We start from the raw sequence: 18,108 nt of genomic DNA on the forward strand, positions 1-18,108 counted from the left end.
CTTAATAACGCAAGGCATCCAGACAAAAAATAGTGCTTACAACCCAATTCACTCGCTCATTTCGCCACTGATGGGTTGAGCCAGCAAGGTCCGCAGGCGCGTTGTGGCCACCAGCTCCCGGTCGTTCTCACGACCCAGCAAGACCATGAGCTTTGTAATTGCCGCTTCGGTAGTAATATCTGCCCCGCTCACGACGCCAATCTCTAACAGCGGAACGCTTGTCTGGTATTGCCCCTGCGTAACGCGGCCGCCTTCGCACTGTGATACGTTAAAAATCAGCACACCTCGGTCGATAGCTCCTTTTAGCGCTTGTAGCAGCCAGGGGTCGGTGGGCGCATTGCCGGCTCCAAACGTTTCCAGCACAATACCCCGCAGATCAGGCATAGAGCAGATCGCTTCGACAACCGATAACGTAATACCGGGAAACAGTTTCAGAATCGCTACGTTCGGGTCGAGTGTAGTCCGAATTGTCAGCGTCTGGTCTGGCTGATGTGCCCGAATGAACGGGCGATTGTAGTCGATACTCACCCCCGCCGTTGCCAGGTGCGGATAATTTTCTGACACGAACGCATTGAACTGTACACTCTCCCGCTTGGTCGATCGATTGCCACGTAGCAGCAATGAATTGAAATACACGCACACTTCGGGCACCATAGGCCTTTTTTGGTGCTGATTTTCCGACTCCCCGGCCGATTCCACGGCGGCCGCAATCTCAAGGGCAGTCAGAAAATTTTCGCGGGCATCACTCCGGGCAACACCAATTGGGAGCTGAGCCCCCGTCAGAATAACGGGCTTATTTAGTCCTACCAGCATAAAACTAAGTGCTGATGCTGTGTATGCCATCGTGTCGGTACCGTGCAGAATCACAAAGCTGTCGAACGTAGCGTAGTTGCTCTGAATAATTTGAGCCAGTTCCACCCAAACCTCAGGTTTCATATTCGACGAATCGATGATATTCGGAAGCGTTAGCAACGTAACGTCGAAATTTAGTCGATGAAGTTCGGGGAGTCGTTCAATAGCACGCTCAAAGTCAAAGGGAACCAGTTGGCCGGCCTGCTGATCATAGACCATCCCGAACGTACCACCGGTATAAATAACGAGCACCGACGCCCGTGGCTGACTGGACGAACGCGGTTTAATGTGAATGGTTCTGTAAGACATTTTTGTACTATGTCTGGGTTAATCTCCAGCTTAGTTTCTGTATAAAGCGGGCAAAATTTAAACGGCCAAGCTGGAGCTTAGCCTAAGCAATCAGGGCAGTAAATTAGCGTATAAAGCCGGCAATAGCGATTGTGCATTAGCGGTTGTGTGCCGTGCTACGTCGTCGATATGCACTTGTTTGAGGTCGGCTACGCGTTGGGCAATCAGTTGTAGATAAGCGGGTTCGTTACGTTTTCCGCGATACGGTACCGGGGCCAGATACGGTGCATCGGTTTCCAGAACGAGATGCTCCAGATCAACGTAGGGCAACACTTTATCCAAACCGCCATTCTTGAACGTAGCCACTCCACCAATACCCAATTTGAATCCCATACCAATGGCGCGATTGGCCTCGTCAAGCGTTCCAACAAAACAGTGAAAAATGCCTGTTAGACCGGGTAAGGCCAGTTTCTCGATCAGGTCGGCGGCTTCGGCAAAGGCGTTACGTTCGTGGCCCGAGCGGGTGTGCATCGAAACGGGTAAATTTTGCGCTGCTGCCCATCGGAGTTGCGTTTCAAAGGCTACGAACTGCTGCTTGACAAATGTCATATCCCAGTAAAAATCCAGTCCGATTTCGCCAACGGCCATAAACGCATTCCGATTCAGGGCATCTTCCACGGCCGCCAATTCTTCCTCGAATGTATCACTAACGTAGGACGGATGCAGTCCCATCATCGGCAAACAACGGTCAGGATACTGTTCGGCCAGCGCCATCATGCCTGCTGCGGTTTCGCGGGCGCAGTTTGGCATCCATATCTGGCTTATCTGCTGTTTTTCAGCTTGTTGAAGCATCCCATCCCGGTCGTCATCAAACTGGGAATCGTAAATATGGGCGTGAGTATCGATAAAAGTCATTTCTGAAGTTATAAAATTGCAGGGTTTTATTGTTGTAGATTTATAGAACAGCCTACCGGGGAAGTTGCTGACTTATAGCGTTTTGCGTCAGCCAACTTTACAACTTTTCAACCTAAATCACCCATACCTCCTCCCCTTCCACACAAGTCCCGTTGGCAGGAGGTAAAAAAGTACAGCCAGCGGGCCAATAATGAGTTGGTAGGGTTCAAATAGCAACGCATACGGCCATAAGCTGGTTCGGCGGAGCCGGCTCAGACCGTAGGAAATTATAATAGCCTGGCCAAGCAACCGCACCAGATATAACCCAACGGCCAATACGGGCGAAATCAAGACTAGCAGCAATAACAGCGGCCCTGTCAGGTATTGGACAAACAATGAAATTACCATCCACAGGGGCAGATTTGTAGCTCCGCGCATCCAGCGTTTTCGTTGCTGAAAAAACGCCTGAACCGTAGTTATAGGCTTTGTACGGGCTAATACGTTCGCTTCAAGCAGATTGCGAAAGCCATATCCTTTAGCAACAATCGCCTGAAACAGAGTATAATCCTCCGTTACTGAGAACGGTAGCGATGCATAACCGCCAACGGCTTCATACGCGACCCGGCTCACCGCCATGTTATTACCAATTGCCGTCACCGGAATACCTACACTACTCAGAATATTGGTTTGGGCGAGATTATAGAGCCAGTCAATCGTTTGGAGCTTGGTGAAAAGACCATCGCCTTCGGGTAACGTAACGCCGGTAACAATACCCGTTTTTGCCGTCAATTGCCGACTCATTTCCCTGAGCCAGTCGGGTGGAACCTGCGTGTCGGCATCGGTAAAAAACAGTAATTGACCTCGAGCCTGTTGCGCGATTTGCGCCAGTACGTTCGCTTTGCCCCGCAAACCCGCCTGCACAGACGTTACGTCGATGAGCCGGTACGTTGGTTTGTCGACAATAAACTGAGCAATGACATCCCGCGTCTGGTCGGTAGACTGGTCGTTACCGATGATCACTTCGAGTGTACCCGGCGCGTGGTGAAGCTGGTCGATAGCGTTCAGGCAATCCAGAATGTTGCTTTCTTCATTACGAGCCGCAATCAGGATGCTGACGACAGGCTGCGTCTCAGAAACCGGCATAAATGGGTTGCGGGACAGCCCGGAACGAATACCCCCGCTCGGCAAAATGAGCCAGCATTCGGGGCAGAACGTAACGCATGGTAGGCCAGGCTTTCAGGCTGTCGTGGAAGACGACAATAGAACCTGGTTCGGTGTATTGAATGGTTTTCTTAAGACAGCTATCAGCGGGTAGATTAGGATCGAAATCACCGCTCAGTACGTCCCACATCACAATCGAATATGACTCCATCACCTCGGCCACCTGCGACTTCCTAATACGTCCGTAAGGCGGGCGAAACAGGTCCGTTTCGACGCCCAGCTCCTGCTGACATTTTTGGATATTTTCCAGATACGTAGCATCGTCGGTACGCCAGCCATTGAGGTGATTGTAGGTATGATTGCCGACCATATGCCCTGCTTCGAGTACCTGATACAGGACATCGCGATGTTTGCGAACATTGTCACCGATGCAGAAGAACGTAGCCTGAGCCGCAAATTTATCCAGTTGCTCCAGCACAAATTCCGTTACGTTAGGAATCGGACCATCGTCGAAGGTCAGATAAATCGTCGGTTCGGCGTCAGCTTCAATTTTCCACCAACACTCAGGATACACCGTTCTGAGCAGGAAATTCGATTTATGGAGAAACAAGCCCAAGGTATTATAGGATATAAGATGTATGATATAGGATGTAGAGTATAGGATGTTTGAGGTATGTAGGCTGATACATCATACTTCATATATTCTATGTCAAACATCAGTTAAGTTTTCGTCCTTTCCAGACATAGCCTTTTCCCTGGGCAGCCAGCCCGAAGAAAAGGACGTAGAGTGGATAAAAAAGTTGCGTCAGCGGGATGGTTACCACCGATGATTTTTTTTGTAAAAAAACAAGAACTTGCCGTAAAAACAAAAACTCTGGCAAGACCTTCAGCCCTATAACGATGAGTGCAACCGTTCCGTTTAAAAAATTGACGTAATAGCCTAACACAGCCAGAACCGGAGCCGCATTACTGACAAAAATAAACACCGCCAGCAGCGACGGCAGCGGACTTGCGTAAGCTCGCCATTTACTCGCCCACCGTTTCCGCTGGTTATAAAAGGCGCGCCACGAACGATGTGCCCCCGTTCGGACAATAGCGTCGGCACTTTTCAGAAACTGAACGCCCTTCGGGTACCGGGCAGCAATTTTGTGCATCAAAAATTCATCATCGCCCGATGCCAGATGGTCGACCCCCGCAAAGCCGTCTACTTCCTCAAATACTTCCTTTACGTAACAAAGGTTAGCTCCGTTGCACATGGTCGGAAAACCGAGCGACAGCGTACTGGCCCCCGCCCCAATCAGGCTGGCAAACTCTACTGTTTGTAAGGAGTCAAAAACGCTACGCTCGGTTGTAAACGTAACGGGACCCGTTATCATTTTTACGCCAGTATGCGCATAAGTTGCTGCAAATGAGGCCAGCCAGTCTGGACCAACGCGGCAATCGCCATCGGTAGTGAGAATCAGTTCACCCGTTGCCAGCGCAATACTTTGGGTTATTGCCCGCTTTTTCGGCGACGTGGTACGGTCGTTGGCTAAAGGCAAAGGACGGAGGATATAGGATACCTGCTGAACGTAGCGCTGAAGGATGGACAACGTATCGTCGGTTGAAGAATCGTCAGCAACAATGACTTCAAAATGTCGATACGTTTGAACGTTCAAATCCTGCAATAAATCGGCAATGTTGCTGGCTTCGTTCCGAACCGGGATAATAACGGTGATAAACGGGCCATTTTTGAGGTTTATCTCACTTTGTACCGATGGCATTCGCTGCCAGGCAACCCAGAGCACCAGGGTAAAAAAGGCGTAAAGACTACTGATTATTAACAGAATAAGAGTCATCTCATAAAGGCCCCGACAGGCTCCGGCTGTCGGCTACGTAGTAATAACCCTATTAGTCGCTAGCGCGACTCCGACAGCCGGAGCCTGTCGGGGCCTTTATAGACTTAGTTTAATTTTCCATACCCAAATCAGGCCGACTAATACGGGTGTTAATAAGTTTGCGACCCACAACGTTAACGTAGCGGTCAGCAATACAGGCGCGGGAATACCAAAGGGTGAAAATACCCACAACGAAGCGGCTTCCCGAACACCCAGATCGCTCAGCAGATTGAAGGCGGGCGTTATGGTTTTTACGAGGAACACCACCCCTATGCCGGATGCTGCTACGTTCGGTAAAGGGTTCAGGCCGACCAATCGCATTGCCAGGTAAAATTGCACGGAAAAAACAACGTAGCGAAGGGCCGCAACGCTCAGCGCTTTGATGATTTCCGCATGGGAATATAGCCCTGCTACGTTCCAATACTCCGAAAATCGACGCAGCGTAGGGCGCTTTTCGAGCCAGTTTACCAGCCGGTAACGTAGCAGTCCGAACACGACGCCCCCCAGCGACAACGCAACCAGCACGATGAGCAGCCAATACCCGGCAGTATTGTCACGTTCGGGGGCAGTGCTTAGGTAATACGCCCAGGCCACCGTTCCGAAAACTAGTGCTACGTAGAACTGCATTCCGCCCGACACCATCGACGCTCCGATGGCCTTTGCCCGATGATTCGGTAACGACAATACGCGACCCGCCGTATCGCCTAGCTGAGCGGGCAAAGCGAAACCCAGTGTTACGCCCACCAGCACTCCTTTGTAAGCCTCGGCAAACGTAGTGACTTCGACACGCCGGAGCAGAATCTGCCACTTTAACGCTTCGAAACCCCAATTTATGGGCGTCAGTAAAAACAGAGCTGTGGCCCAGCGCCCGGGGTGATCAACGCTACGTAGCTGTAATTGAACCACCGACCAATCGACGGGCTTTTGACGTACTACGTAGATGATGTAGACGATCAATCCGACAAAAACGGCTGTTTTTGCCCAGAAAATGAATTTTTTGCCCGATGTTAGCGACAAAACAAATGAAGAACACGTTACTTTGTAAGAAACCTCAACCCAGCTCATGTATATTACCCCAAAATCATCCGAACAACAGACCGAGAAAATCATCCTCGGCGTCGATCCCGGTACCCAGGTTGCCGGTTACGGCATCATCTCGGTACGCGCGGGGGTCATGCACATGGTACTGTCTGATGTGGTTCAATTGAACAAATATAGTACCTATCAACTGAAGCTTCAGAAACTCTACGATACCATTCTGCGACTTATTGATGAATATCACCCCGACGAAATGGCTATCGAAGATCCTTTTTTTGGCAAAAACGTGCAGGCTATGCTCAAGCTCGGTCGGGCGCAGGGTGTGGTGATGGCGGCTGCCCTTTCACGGAATATTCCAATTGTGGAGTACGCTCCGCGACGTATTAAACAGTCGGTGACGGGCAATGGCAATGCGTCGAAAGAGCAGGTTTCGCATATGGTCAGTCATTTGCTACGCGAAGATTTGAATCCAAAGTTTTTCGACGCAACCGATGCCCTGGCGATTGCTGTATGCCACCATTTTCACGAAAACGCTCTCCCAACGGTTTCGAATAAGAAAACCAAAAAAGGTGCCTGGGGCGCGTTCGTCAGTGAAAATTCAGGCCGGATTATGTAAATCCGGCCAATCGTCCGCGTTACTTCTACTTTTTCTTGGTTACACGTCGATTGATCGTTACGTTCTCGGCGTCTAACGTATTGAGCTGCTGAATTATAGTATTTAAAGTTGGAGAATCTCATTCACCGACACATTCGGGCGGTTCGTCCCAATTTTCACCTACGCTACGTTTCATTCGCCGATTGCGCCTTAACTTTCCCGAATGACAAATCGGCTTTCGACTATAGCCATTCACTTATTCGGCTGCCTGACGTTTCTGGCCTTACCCTATCTGTTCGCTGCGGATGGGTTTGCGAAACTGGCAGAGCTGCCCTACAATGCCCACGAACGACGGAACGTACTGTCGTATCTGCTCACGATTGCTTTCTTTTACGTCAATTACTACGTCCTGATTCCAAAACTCTATTTTAACCGGCGCTACGTTCTGTACGGAATTAGCGCACTAGGTTGTTTTTTGTTGATTGAAAGCGTGTTAGTTGCTATTAATCGGGGGCCATCACGACCACCGATGGAACGTCGATTCCCCCCATCCGAACGTAGTGAATATCATCCTTCGTTTCCCAACGACAACCGGCCACCTCGACCGCCCGATGAGTTTAATCAAATGGGGCCGAGAGACCAACCGGGGTTGCCGCCCGAATCGAGCCAAACGTTTTTTCTGACGGTAGCGGGGCTGCTATTGGCCCTGGCGATTCGGGTGAACAACCGCCTGCGCGAAACCGAACGCGAGAAAATCCAGACGGAACTTTCGTACCTCAAAGCCCAGATTAACCCTCATTTTCTGTTCAATACGTTAAATAGCATCTATGCGCTGGCAATTGTCGATTCGCCCCCGGCGGCCGATGCCATTGTGAAACTGTCGTCGTTTCTGCGCTACGTGATTCAGGATTCGCAGAAAAATCTGGTGTCGCTGGCTAACGAGCTGGATTATATCAGTCATTACGTTGCCTTACAGAAACTGCGTATAGTCAGTTCGGTAGAAATTGAGTTTACTATAAACGGTCGACCCAACGGCAAGCAGATTGCGCCATTGCTGCTGATTTCGTTTATTGAAAATGCGTTTAAATATGGCGTTAGTCCCGAAGAGCCGTCGACTATTCAGATTCAGATAACGATTGGCGAGAATGACCTGAACTGTTACGTATGTAATCGAAAAGTGCGTGTGTTTCAGCCGATGGCGGTGGCAAGTGGCATCGGGCTGACCAATACACAGGCTCGTCTCGATTTATTATATCCCAACCAACATCAACTGGTTATTAGCGACAAACCCGATCGTTTTACCGTCGATTTATTTCTTACGTTGTCATGATACGTGCCATTGCGCTTGACGATGAACCCCCTGCCCTACGTGTGCTGACCCACTTCTGTCAGCAGGTCGATTTTGTCGATTTGCAGAAAACGTTCACCCGCACCGACGAAGCGTTACGTCATCTGGAGCAGTTTCCGACCGATTTGTTGTTTCTTGATATCAACATGCCGTCGATTTCGGGCATCGATTTTTACAAATCGCTGAGTGATCCATCGGCCGATGGTACGTCGCTGAAGCAGCCGTTCATGGTTATTTTTACGACGGCGTATGCGGAGTATGCGGTGGAAGGGTTTACGCTCAATGCTGTCGATTACTTACTGAAGCCCTTTACGTTCGAACGATTTTTACAGGCCGTTAACAAAGCGGCCGATTATCACCGATGGCAGCAGCGTTCAGAGCCCTCCGGCGAAGCGTACTTGTACGTCCGGGCCGATTACACGCTTCATAAAATTGCCTTTACCGACATTGTCTTGATTGAAGGACTGGATGACTATCTCAAAATTCATCTTCAGCCTGGTAACCGTACCGACGTAGCACGGCCCATTGTGGCCCGCATGACCATGAAAACCATGCAGGAACGCCTACCCCCGGCTGATTTCATCCGTGTCCATCGTTCATACATTGTGCCGTTACGTCGGATTGAAGCAGTACGTAACAAAACTATTTTTATCGGTGGCCGCGAAATTCCGATCGGTGCCAGCTACGAAGCTGATTTCCAGAATCGATTTAATACGTAGAAAGAGTTAAGCAGCATACACTGAAGCAAATACCCGAATGACCAGGTTTTCGGGCGTTTGCTTTTAGCACCTGATTTACCGACACAATCGGTCGGTTTACCTACAATTGGTGTCTCGATGCAACGAAACGGGTCTGTTTCACGATACTAGTAATAGACAACTGCAACGTATCACCTAAAAACTCCGATTAATGTTTGGTTTAGGCACCCCCGAAATCGTGCTGATTATGTGCACACTTCTTCTGTTTTTCGGTGCGAAAAAACTGCCCGAACTCGCGCATGGGCTGGGTAAAAGTATCCGTGAATTTAAGGATGCTACACAGGACGTAAAATCTGGGATTGACCAGGCCTCTATCGATCAGTAATGAACAATGGGAGATTAAAGGCAACCTGCCCACATCACTTAGCTCTCACCGTTCATCCCCTATTTAATTAACTCCTCTACTACAATTGATTTTCAGGAACATGGAACGTAAAGAATTTTTAAAACGCGGCTTTGGCAGTTTATTGGGCATCGCGGCTGTGGCCCCGTTGGTAGGTGGCTGCTCAAAGACCGAAATCGACCCGACAACGACAACCGGAACCAGCACCAGTACAGGAACCAGTACGTCGACTGGGTCAAGCAATGGTAGTTCGTCGAGTAATTGCTCCGTAACGCCGTCCGAAACCGAAGGCCCCTTCCCTACCAAAACTCCGGCCAGCTACGTTCGGAAAGACATTACTGATGGCCAGACAGGTGTAGCTTTTACGATGAATATTACCATTAAAAACGCCAGTGCCAGTTGCGCTGCCCTGGCCGGTGCGGTAGTCGACGTGTGGCACTGCGATAAGCTTGGTAATTATTCGGAATACGGTGGAACAGGGATGCAGAGCACAAATTACACGAGCGTTCACTTTCTGCGTGGCCGTCAGACTACGGACGCGAATGGGCTGGCGTCCTTTACGTCAATTTTTCCCGGATGGTATTCGGGTCGCGCACCACACGTTCACGTTCACATTTATAATGCATCGGGCAAGTCGCTGCTGGTAACCCAAATCGCTTTCCCGTATGATATTTGTAACACGGTTTACACAACCGGCCAGTCATACGGTTATACGAAAGGGAAACAGGATACTTTGAACGAAAAAGACAACGTATTCAGCGATGGTTTTACTACAGAATTGGCTACCGTATCGGGCAGTCTGTCAGGTGGTTATACGCTGACGCACACTATCGTAGTAAACGGATAAATACCGCTTATGTCTACACGTATTATTCGCCTGAGTTACCGGAAACTCATCGACGCGTCGTCTCAGAAACTATGGGATAAATACGTGTTTGAAGATACCTACATGGAGTTTTACATGCAGGCCCAGTTTTATAATCAGGAGAATAAATACGCTACGTTCCAGGAATTGCTCGACAATGTGCCCAACGCCGACCGGCTGCACCAGCAAACCAGTACGGCCGCTGTTGGGTACATTCGGCAGCTCAGTGGCATCATCCCCGACGTAGTGAACCAATCGGGAAAACTCTGCCTGCCGTTCACGCAGTTCCGATTCGACATTATCCACTCGCACGTCACCGACAAACAGGCGCACAAAGTGGCCATTACGTTCTTCAGCGAACCGATTACCTGGATCGACACGGTAGGCACTACGTTGCTCATTGCCTATGGCGATAAACTGGAAGCTCTTCGTAAAGGAGACATTATTGATACTGATATGATTGCCTTGCAACCTTATTTGAGTATTGCTTACTATCAGAGGCTAGAACTAGGTGGGGAGAACGTATCAACTAATTCAGGATTATAGTACTATACTTATCGAACGGTGCGATTCAGTTACGGCGAGAGTTACTCAGGGACGTAGCACTTTAAGGCTTACATCTGATACGAAAGCCTGAACTGCATATCACCCTGAAACCGGAAAACGGATAGTACACAGGTTGATGCGATGGGGCGACCATCGTTAACGGCGGGTTGCCAGTTTAGCTTTTCGGGGGTCCATTCGGGCATGTTCCGAATGGTTTGCTGCATGTAGGCCTGAATGGCCGTTATCTGTTGGGGCGCCAGTGAAAACGACCGTACATCAACGTTTACCCGAATTATCTGCCCAATCTCATTGATAGTCAGGGTAGCTGTCAGGTTCCGGACCCGCTCCCCGTCGAGCACAGTACTCAATTGTTTCTTCAGGTAGGACTGAAGATCCTGAGTTTTTCCCAGAAATTTAGCCGCCTTGTAATACGGTTCACATTTCTGCTGAACGCCATCGCTTGTAAAACACTGGCTTTTGGTCAGCCGCCCCCCCTTATAGAATTCCCGACGTTTTATGGACCCATCTTCGTAAAAAACCATGAACGGGCCATGCAGCAGATTTTGCTTATACTCGCAGCTTAGATACAGCTGACCCGACGGATACATGATTTTGGTTGGGCCGTGGTGAATAACGCGACTCAGACTATCGAGAGGCAGGCCATTGGGCATTGTTTTGGGCAGCAACGAGTAGGAATCCAGCCGAAACAACGCTCCATTTTTCTGATAGATTCGAACAGAATAGTAGTCTTTGTGTTTACCGTAATACAGAATTTCTTCATCATATTCGGCAAAGGTATGACGTATCGCTGGCCCCGACGAAGCCCGCAACGTATCGGCTACCTGTTCGGCTTTAGCTGCCCGGCCAGCCAGAAAAATAAACAGCAAAAAGTAAACGATTTTCATTGGCCGCACCTGTTGAGTTGATCAACACCTATCAGCTTCATTCGAGCCAAAAATAACCAGAATTACAACTCAATTTACTCTAAATAGTTACACACTAACACATTTAACTTCTACTTTACGCTGCCTGCCAATGCCTGTTTATCAACACACGTTTCAACTGCCTTCTTATCAGCGGGGGTTTCATCTCATCACCCACCTTGTTGAACGTGAGTTTCCAGAATTATCTTCCATTCGTGTGGGAATGTTGCACGTTTTCATACAGCATACGTCGGCTAGTTTAACCATTAATGAAAACGCTGATCCGACTGTTAGAGGTGATTTTGAGCGGTTTTTCAATAAAACTGTTCCAGAAAACGCGCCCTACTACCAGCACGATTATGAAGGTTCTGACGATATGCCCGCCCATTTAAAAGCAGCCATGCTGGGCCATTCGGTGAGCATTCCAATCACAAACGGTCGACTTAATTTAGGAACCTGGCAGGGTATTTATCTGGGCGAACATCGCAACCACGGAGGTCGCCGAACGCTGGTTCTTACAGTTTGGGGAGAAATTAATGAGCAATGACCGACGAGTTATAGATGAGCGTGTAAGTTGTCCTGAAGCACTCCTCACTTATAACTCAATAATTTCGCCCAAACCTCTTCTACGTTCGTTACCGGTAGTTGACAGGCCCGGTTATAGCACACGTAAACGGCTGTTTGTCCATCAATAGGACCGCGTTGTTGCAGTAACGGGAGATCGCTTTTATCGACAGTTCCGCAGAGAATTTTGTTCGGGTAATAATTGGCATCTAGTTCAGCCCGGAATTGATCGACTTCTGGACCCGCTATCGCGATTTCGGCGGTTGGGCGGACACGTAACGCAAATTGGGCGGCCCAGTTGGTGAGGTAATCGGCGTTTTGCTGCACTAACGGCTGGATTCGACCCAGCATCTGATCGGCTCGCTCAGCATAAGTCTGACGCTCCAACAGTAAACTAAGCGTGTACAGATTTTCGGCCATCATCGAATTCGAAGACGGTATTACTTTGTCGAACAGCTCCTTACGTCGGGCTATGAGTTCTTCGCCGTTTTTGTCCGTAAAGAAAAACATCGGATCAGCCTCACCTTCGCCCGATTTTATGTCCGAAAAATTAGTCAGAACGTATTGCGTCAATTGATCCGCTTCGGTGAGCCAGCTTTCGGTAAAAGTAGCCTGATACAGTGCCAGCAATCCGTCGATAACGGCAGCATAATCTTCCAGAAAACCCGCCTGGCGCGCTCGTCCCAACTTGTACGAATGCCACAATCGCCCGTTGCGACTATCGCGCATTTTTCTCACCAGAAAAAACGCCAGACGTAGCGCCAGTGCTAAAAATTCAGGTTCGTTGAAAACCCGATAAGCCGTTACCAACCCTTTCAGCATCAGGCCGTTCCAGGAGCAAAGAATTTTATCGTCCAGCCCCGGGCGAATGCGCTCATTACGTACACGTAACAGTCGCAGATGCGTAGCGTCGAGCCGTAAATTCAAGTCATCCAGCGACCAACCGATGCGTTCAGCAAACGCTTCGTCGGTTTCGGTTCGGTGGAGAATGTTACGTCCGTGTTCCCAGTTGCCTTCATCTGTTATATGATATAGATCGGCGAACCAATCGTAATCGTCGCCTAGAATCTCTCGTAATTCAGGGGTTGTGAACGTATAAAATTTTCCTTCAACGCCTTCACTGTCGGCATCCAGTGCTGAATAAAAACCACCTTCCGGGCTGAGCAATTCGCGCTGTGCAAATCCAATGGTTTGATAAACAACGTGTTTGTAAAGTGGACTTTTTGTCAAACTGTAAGCTTCAGCGTAGAGCGTTAACAACTGCCCATTGTCGTAAAGCATTTTCTCAAAATGCGGGGCAAACCATTCCACGTCCGTCGAATACCGGGCAAATCCACCACCAAGCTGGTCATAAATACCACCCAGCGCCATTCTGTCCAGCGTCAGTTTTACCTGCTGCAAAGCCCGCTCCGACGTAGCAGAATCCCCTCCCATCGCTGCATGGTAACGTAGCAGAAACCGCCAGACGCTCGGCATCGGAAACTTCGGCGACCGGTGCATGCCGCCTTTCTCACTATCGGTTTTTACGGCAACTTTCCGGTATAAACCATCCAGCATATCTGGCGCAAACAGCGGGTTGTTCTGGGTCAGGCCGTAACGTTCCGAATCACTCAGGTTCAGTTCGGTGGCAAAGCCTTCTGCCGAATTTGCTAAATCCGTGCGGTGTTCGTCAAACGCGTTTCGAATGCTGTCGAGCAAATTGACCCAATTCCGTTTGGGGAGATACGTAACGCCATAAAACGGCTTGGCATTGGGCATCAGAAATACGTTGAGCGGCCAGCCACCCTGAACGCCCATCGCCTGCACGGCATCCATGTAAATTGCATCGACATCCGGGCGCTCTTCCCGGTCAACTTTGATGCACACAAAATGCTCGTTCATCACCTGCGCTACGTCGTCTTTCTCAAACGACTCATGCTCCATGACGTGGCACCAGTGGCAGGCCGAATAGCCAATACTCACTAAAATCGGCTTATCCTCATCGACAGCCCGGTTCAATGCCTCCTCCCCCCACGGATACCAGTCGACAGGATTATTGGCGTGTTGCAGTAAATAGGGGCTGGTTTCGTATTGCAGTTGATTGGGCATTTTTAAAGAGCGAAAGAGTGAATGAGCGAATGAGTGAATGGCATCCGGCAGAATAGCTTGCGTAAGCCATTCGCTCATTCACTCTTTCGCTCTTTACTTAGTGAGTAATAGCAATTTTCTTCGTCTGACTTCCGGTTTCGTTCTGGATACGTAGCAGATACATGCCAGCTGGTAGATTTACTACGTTTAGCTTCTCCTGCACGTTCTTGACTACTTTTTTAACGACGATCTGGCCGGTTGTGTTTAACAGGATGAGCTCGGTCGGTTCGGTTGGTAATTTTCCCAATGATACGTTCAGCTCGGTCTGGGCGGGGTTTGGGAAGACCGTTACGTTGGCCAGCAAAGGCTCATTGGCGGTAACGGTTCCCATATCGAAACGGCACAGATACACTTCCCGGCCCGTTACCTCAATGCTACGTTGCCACGATTTATAACGTACCGTCAGGGTATTTTTCTGCCCGTCGGCTGCGTATGGATTCTGGGCGGCTATCAGGATCTGGTTTCCTTTCGCTACGCCACGCCAAACGGGTAACTGCTTGTCCATGAGGTCGCGGGCTGGGGTTTCGATGACGAGTTCGTAAGTCCCCTGAAACATATCCGCAAAGCGCGACAGACGATAAAGTCCGTGCGTAAAATGTTCATAAGCGGCATACGTATCATTGCGTGTGGATGCGAGCTGTGGATTTTCCCAGAGCCATAAACCCGCTGCGCCCGAAAAAAACGGAAAAATGGCAGTGGCTTCGGCCATAAACGGCTGGATGAAATTCGGGAAACTACTCGAGCTATCGTGGTAACGCAACCAAACCCAGGGTACCACCGGCTTGCTGCTCCACGCTCGGTTTACTTCAACATGAAACAGCATATAAGCCAGATAGTCCGGAGCCAGCGGATTCGGGTAATCGTAATAAAAATAGGACGAAGGTGAGAGCGCATCAAGCTGATCGTAATAGGGCCCGCCGATACTACGTCCGGTCGAATCCTGCACCATATAATTGGTCAGGCTTAGGTTCGATTTCCAGTCGTTCCAGGTGAAGGTTGGTACGTTCAGGTACGTATTGAGGATGGGCGTATCGGCGTAACTACTGACGCTTATCCCCGTCAGATCAGCCCGTTGACGGACGTAGCGCATTCCTTCGGCATAGAGATTTCGCATGGCCTTTTTATACGCAGCCACAAATTCGGTGTCCGACAGATTCCGGTACGTAGCAGGCACGCGACTGTCCTGCTTGAGCCGGAGTATGCGCGTATCCGTTTCCAGAAACCGTTCGATATCTAAGGCGAATCGACCAATCGGCACTACATATTGACCGCTGGCATTCTTCTGACCACCAGCCAGTTCCGACAGAAATTTATCCCATTTGGCGCGATACGCTGTCAGGTCGTTTCCCCAGGGACTTTCGATGGTTTCCCAGGGTTGATTCAGTCCCGTCGCGAAGCCATAGTAAACAACGGCGCGTTGCTGGGGCTTCACCAATGTACCGAATTCATTAGGCTGTACATCCGTTAAATGGCTGAATCCGTGACGTAATGGGCTGGCCTGGGTATCCGTAAAACGTGGTCCACCGTAGATCACTGGAAATGGCAGCGTAAAGTCGGGAAATTTGTTCCACTCGATCTGATTCGGCTGACTGACGGGCGTAAACGTAAGCCGGTCGGCGCACTGTTGTTGAGCCGTCGCCATTGAACAAATTATCAGCCAGAAACCGATCAGATACGTAGTAAAATAGCCGAAAGAAACGCGCATGGCTTGAAGTTTCGGTAAAAGTACAGAATTTTAAGGGTAGAAATCGTTTACTCTACAAACGCACACTACTGATACAGCTGCCCCGCCGGCTGATTAAACTGTCTAAATCAATTCGTTATGAATATGTTCCGATTCCTGTCTGTGCTCACAATTTTCGCGCTTACAATCATTGGCTGTAAAAAAGACGATGGCACCACGCCAGGTATTACCAACAATTCGCAAACTGAGTTGCTGGTAGCAAATAATTGGCGAATGAAACGAGTGTCTGACCTTTCGAATCAGGAAATAAATCGCAACCGACTGAATCTGAGCACACAAGTTATTTATGATCTGGATATGCAATTCCGGAACAACGGAACGGTACGTGCGCTTGATCCCAAACAAAGTGGTACGGTTGTTAATGGTGGTTCCTGGAAACTAACTACTGACAATCAGTCCATTGACGTAGATGTACAAGGATTCAAAGGCATTTTTCCAATCGTTCAGCTCACTCGTAATAAACTTATTCTACGTCAGCGGGCTCCTGTTGATGGAAAAGATTCTGACATTAACCTGGAATTCGATCCGTCGATTTAATCCATAAGCTATTTAGTTAACTACTGCGCCCGCTACGGTTAGATCGCCGTTTAGCTACTTTTTTTGTGTATTATGGGAGCGAATCCATAACTTCGGCCATTCCTACCGTTTCACGCAATCGCGCATTCGTTGATGAAAAACATTCCGCGTATTTTGACCGCCTGGACTTTCTACGACTGGGCTAATTCGGTTCATTCGCTCGTTATTGTTTCCAGTATTTTTCCGGTCTATTTCTCAGCTACGGCCCTGAACGAAGCGGGTGGACCCATCATAAATTTTCTGGGCATTTCGATTAAAAACTCAGTGCTTTTTTCATACACCATTTCATTTGCCTTTCTATTTACAGCCCTGCTGTCGCCCATTTGCACTGCCATCGCCGATTACAGCGGACGCAAGAAAGCATTCATGAAAGTGTTCTGTTACACGGGCGCCATTAGTTGCAGTCTGCTGTATTTCTTCGTCCAGGAAACCACTACGTTCGCCGTTATCTGCTTCTGGCTCAGTTTGATTGGCTGGAGTGGCAGTATTGTATTTTACAATTCGTACCTCCCCGACATCGCTACCGAAGACCAGTATGACCGGGTGAGTGCACGCGGCTTTTCGATGGGGTATCTGGGCAGTGTTCTGCTCATGATTCTGAACCTGGTCGTGATTTTAAAGCGCGACTGGTTTGGAAATATTTCGGAAGGTATGGCCTCACGGCTCGCCTTTCTGACGGTTGGACTCTGGTGGATTGGCTTTGCTCAGATACCCTTCAACAGACTACCCGATGGCATCAAAAAGGGAACCGGGAAATCAGAAAACTACCTGCTGAATGGTTTTAAAGAACTACGTAACATTTGGGCTGAATTGCAGGAGCGTCCGCTGGCCAAGCGGTTTCTGGTTTCGTTTTTTGTCTACAACATGGCCGTTCAGACTGTGATGTACGTAGCAACCATTTTCGGAAGTGATGAACTAAAATTGCCCGGTCAAAGTCTGATTATCACTATCTTATTGATTCAGCTAGTTGCCATTCCGGGCGCATATGGCTTCTCTCGTCTGTCAGAACGTATCGGTAATACGTACGCGCTCATGGTAGCGGTGGTCATCTGGATAGGTATCTGTGGCTGCGCGTACTACGTTCAGACAGAGAACCAATTTTTCATTCTGGCAGCGGTGGTAGGCTTAGTTATGGGTGGTATTCAATCGCTTTCGCGCTCAACGTATTCCAAACTCATTCCCGCTACGAACGAAACCGCTTCGTATTTCAGTTTCTACGACGTAACAGAAAAAACGTCGATTGTTTTTGGTACGTTGGTCTACGGGCTAATCGAGCAAATTACGGGCAGTATGCGAAATTCAGTGCTGGCTTTACTGGTCTTTTTTGTGCTTGGTTTTCTGCTCCTGTGGCGAATTCCTTCGCAAAAAATATATCACACCCGCTTGGAAACAGAGGAAGTTTTGTAAGTTTGCGATGTCATATATGCAGTATAATGTCTGATATAGGATGTAGTAGACGCTGTTCTCATACACCATATATTCTACATCATACGTCAATTCAGGAGGTTAGCTCAGTTGGTTCAGAGCGCTGCTTTGACAGAGCAGAGGTCAGCGGTTCGAGCCCGCTACTTCCTACCAAAGAGGACTGGTTGCACATTTTTGTGACCAG

The 18,108-nt window shown here is 49.1% G+C and carries 18 protein-coding genes and 1 tRNA gene; 10 read left to right on the top strand and 9 right to left on the bottom strand.

The annotated features are described in order from the left end of the window. Window positions 1–48: 48 nt before the first annotated feature. The 6 genes from ACYVF1_RS11020 to ACYVF1_RS11045 form a co-directional block, all read right to left on the bottom strand. On the bottom strand, window positions 49–1,161 hold the full coding sequence (locus ACYVF1_RS11020) for an asparaginase (protein ID WP_461078578.1): 1,113 nt from the start codon (window positions 1,159–1,161) through the stop codon (window positions 49–51). A 90-nt stretch (window positions 1,162–1,251) separates the two neighbouring features. Then, window positions 1,252–2,055 (bottom strand): TatD family hydrolase, encoded by an 804-nt coding sequence (locus ACYVF1_RS11025; RefSeq protein WP_461078580.1) that lies wholly within the window; start codon window positions 2,053–2,055, stop codon window positions 1,252–1,254. 117 nt (window positions 2,056–2,172) lie between these two features. Further along, on the bottom strand, window positions 2,173–3,177 hold the full coding sequence (locus ACYVF1_RS11030) for a glycosyltransferase (protein WP_461078582.1): 1,005 nt from the start codon (window positions 3,175–3,177) through the stop codon (window positions 2,173–2,175). Beyond that, window positions 3,164–3,811, bottom strand: coding sequence for a polysaccharide deacetylase family protein (locus ACYVF1_RS11035; protein ID WP_461078584.1), 648 nt, complete (start codon window positions 3,809–3,811; stop codon window positions 3,164–3,166). Before ACYVF1_RS11035 ends, ACYVF1_RS11030 begins: the two co-directional genes overlap by 14 nt. A gap of 100 nt (window positions 3,812–3,911) precedes the next feature. Continuing rightward, window positions 3,912–5,033, bottom strand: a complete 1,122-nt coding sequence (locus tag ACYVF1_RS11040) for a glycosyltransferase (RefSeq protein WP_461078586.1) — start codon at window positions 5,031–5,033, stop codon at window positions 3,912–3,914. A gap of 96 nt (window positions 5,034–5,129) precedes the next feature. Then, entirely contained in the window at window positions 5,130–6,089 is a 960-nt protein-coding gene (locus tag ACYVF1_RS11045) for a lysylphosphatidylglycerol synthase domain-containing protein (RefSeq protein ID WP_461080726.1), read from the bottom strand. A 46-nt stretch (window positions 6,090–6,135) separates the two neighbouring features. Between ACYVF1_RS11045 and ruvC the strand changes: the two genes are divergently transcribed. From ruvC to ACYVF1_RS11075, 6 genes are all read left to right on the top strand, one after another. Beyond that, window positions 6,136–6,726, top strand: a complete 591-nt coding sequence (gene ruvC, locus ACYVF1_RS11050) for a crossover junction endodeoxyribonuclease RuvC (RefSeq protein WP_461078588.1) — start codon at window positions 6,136–6,138, stop codon at window positions 6,724–6,726. A gap of 202 nt (window positions 6,727–6,928) precedes the next feature. Beyond that, window positions 6,929–8,035 carry a sensor histidine kinase gene (locus ACYVF1_RS11055; protein WP_461078590.1) on the top strand — a complete coding sequence of 369 codons (1,107 nt, stop codon included), beginning with the start codon at window positions 6,929–6,931 and terminating at the stop codon, window positions 8,033–8,035. Next, window positions 8,032–8,772, top strand: coding sequence for a LytR/AlgR family response regulator transcription factor (locus ACYVF1_RS11060; protein ID WP_461078592.1), 741 nt, complete (start codon window positions 8,032–8,034; stop codon window positions 8,770–8,772). Before ACYVF1_RS11055 ends, ACYVF1_RS11060 begins: the two co-directional genes overlap by 4 nt. Before the next feature lie 190 nt (window positions 8,773–8,962). Next, window positions 8,963–9,136, top strand: a complete 174-nt coding sequence (locus ACYVF1_RS11065) for a Sec-independent protein translocase subunit TatA/TatB (protein WP_461078593.1) — start codon at window positions 8,963–8,965, stop codon at window positions 9,134–9,136. 100 nt (window positions 9,137–9,236) lie between these two features. After that, window positions 9,237–10,001, top strand: a complete 765-nt coding sequence (locus tag ACYVF1_RS11070; RefSeq protein ID WP_461078595.1) for a dioxygenase family protein — start codon at window positions 9,237–9,239, stop codon at window positions 9,999–10,001. 9 nt (window positions 10,002–10,010) lie between these two features. Continuing rightward, window positions 10,011–10,565 carry a hypothetical protein gene (locus ACYVF1_RS11075; protein WP_461078597.1) on the top strand — a complete coding sequence of 185 codons (555 nt, stop codon included), beginning with the start codon at window positions 10,011–10,013 and terminating at the stop codon, window positions 10,563–10,565. Between the two features lie 68 nt (window positions 10,566–10,633). Here the strand turns inward: ACYVF1_RS11075 and ACYVF1_RS11080 are convergent, their stop codons facing one another. After that, complete coding sequence (locus tag ACYVF1_RS11080) at window positions 10,634–11,470, bottom strand: toxin-antitoxin system YwqK family antitoxin (RefSeq protein ID WP_461078599.1); 837 nt, start codon at window positions 11,468–11,470, stop codon at window positions 10,634–10,636. A 130-nt stretch (window positions 11,471–11,600) separates the two neighbouring features. Here ACYVF1_RS11080 and ACYVF1_RS11085 point away from each other — a divergent pair, with 130 nt between their 5' ends. Beyond that, the gene (locus ACYVF1_RS11085; protein ID WP_461078601.1) at window positions 11,601–12,035 is read left to right on the top strand and encodes a secondary thiamine-phosphate synthase enzyme YjbQ; all 435 of its coding nucleotides are present in this window, start codon (window positions 11,601–11,603) and stop codon (window positions 12,033–12,035) included. Between the two features lie 44 nt (window positions 12,036–12,079). Here ACYVF1_RS11085 and ACYVF1_RS11090 read toward each other — a convergent pair whose 3' ends face one another. Then, entirely contained in the window at window positions 12,080–14,140 is a 2,061-nt protein-coding gene (locus ACYVF1_RS11090) for a thioredoxin domain-containing protein (protein ID WP_461080728.1), read from the bottom strand. A 97-nt stretch (window positions 14,141–14,237) separates the two neighbouring features. Beyond that, window positions 14,238–15,884, bottom strand: a complete 1,647-nt coding sequence (locus ACYVF1_RS11095; RefSeq protein WP_461078603.1) for a T9SS type A sorting domain-containing protein — start codon at window positions 15,882–15,884, stop codon at window positions 14,238–14,240. Between the two features lie 117 nt (window positions 15,885–16,001). On the opposite strand from ACYVF1_RS11095, the gene ACYVF1_RS11100 reads away from it, so the two are divergent. The 3 genes from ACYVF1_RS11100 to ACYVF1_RS11110 all read left to right on the top strand — a co-directional run bounded on the left by ACYVF1_RS11100 (window position 16,002) and on the right by ACYVF1_RS11110 (window position 18,077). Beyond that, window positions 16,002–16,460: a hypothetical protein gene (locus ACYVF1_RS11100; protein ID WP_461078605.1), complete on the top strand. Its 459-nt coding sequence runs from the start codon at window positions 16,002–16,004 to the stop codon at window positions 16,458–16,460. Between the two features lie 132 nt (window positions 16,461–16,592). Next, window positions 16,593–17,906 carry an MFS transporter gene (locus tag ACYVF1_RS11105; protein WP_461078607.1) on the top strand — a complete coding sequence of 438 codons (1,314 nt, stop codon included), beginning with the start codon at window positions 16,593–16,595 and terminating at the stop codon, window positions 17,904–17,906. 93 nt (window positions 17,907–17,999) lie between these two features. Further along, window positions 18,000–18,077, top strand: a tRNA-Val gene (locus tag ACYVF1_RS11110). Window positions 18,078–18,108 lie beyond the last annotated feature (31 nt).

It is taken from the genome of Spirosoma flavus, assembly GCF_054778555.1.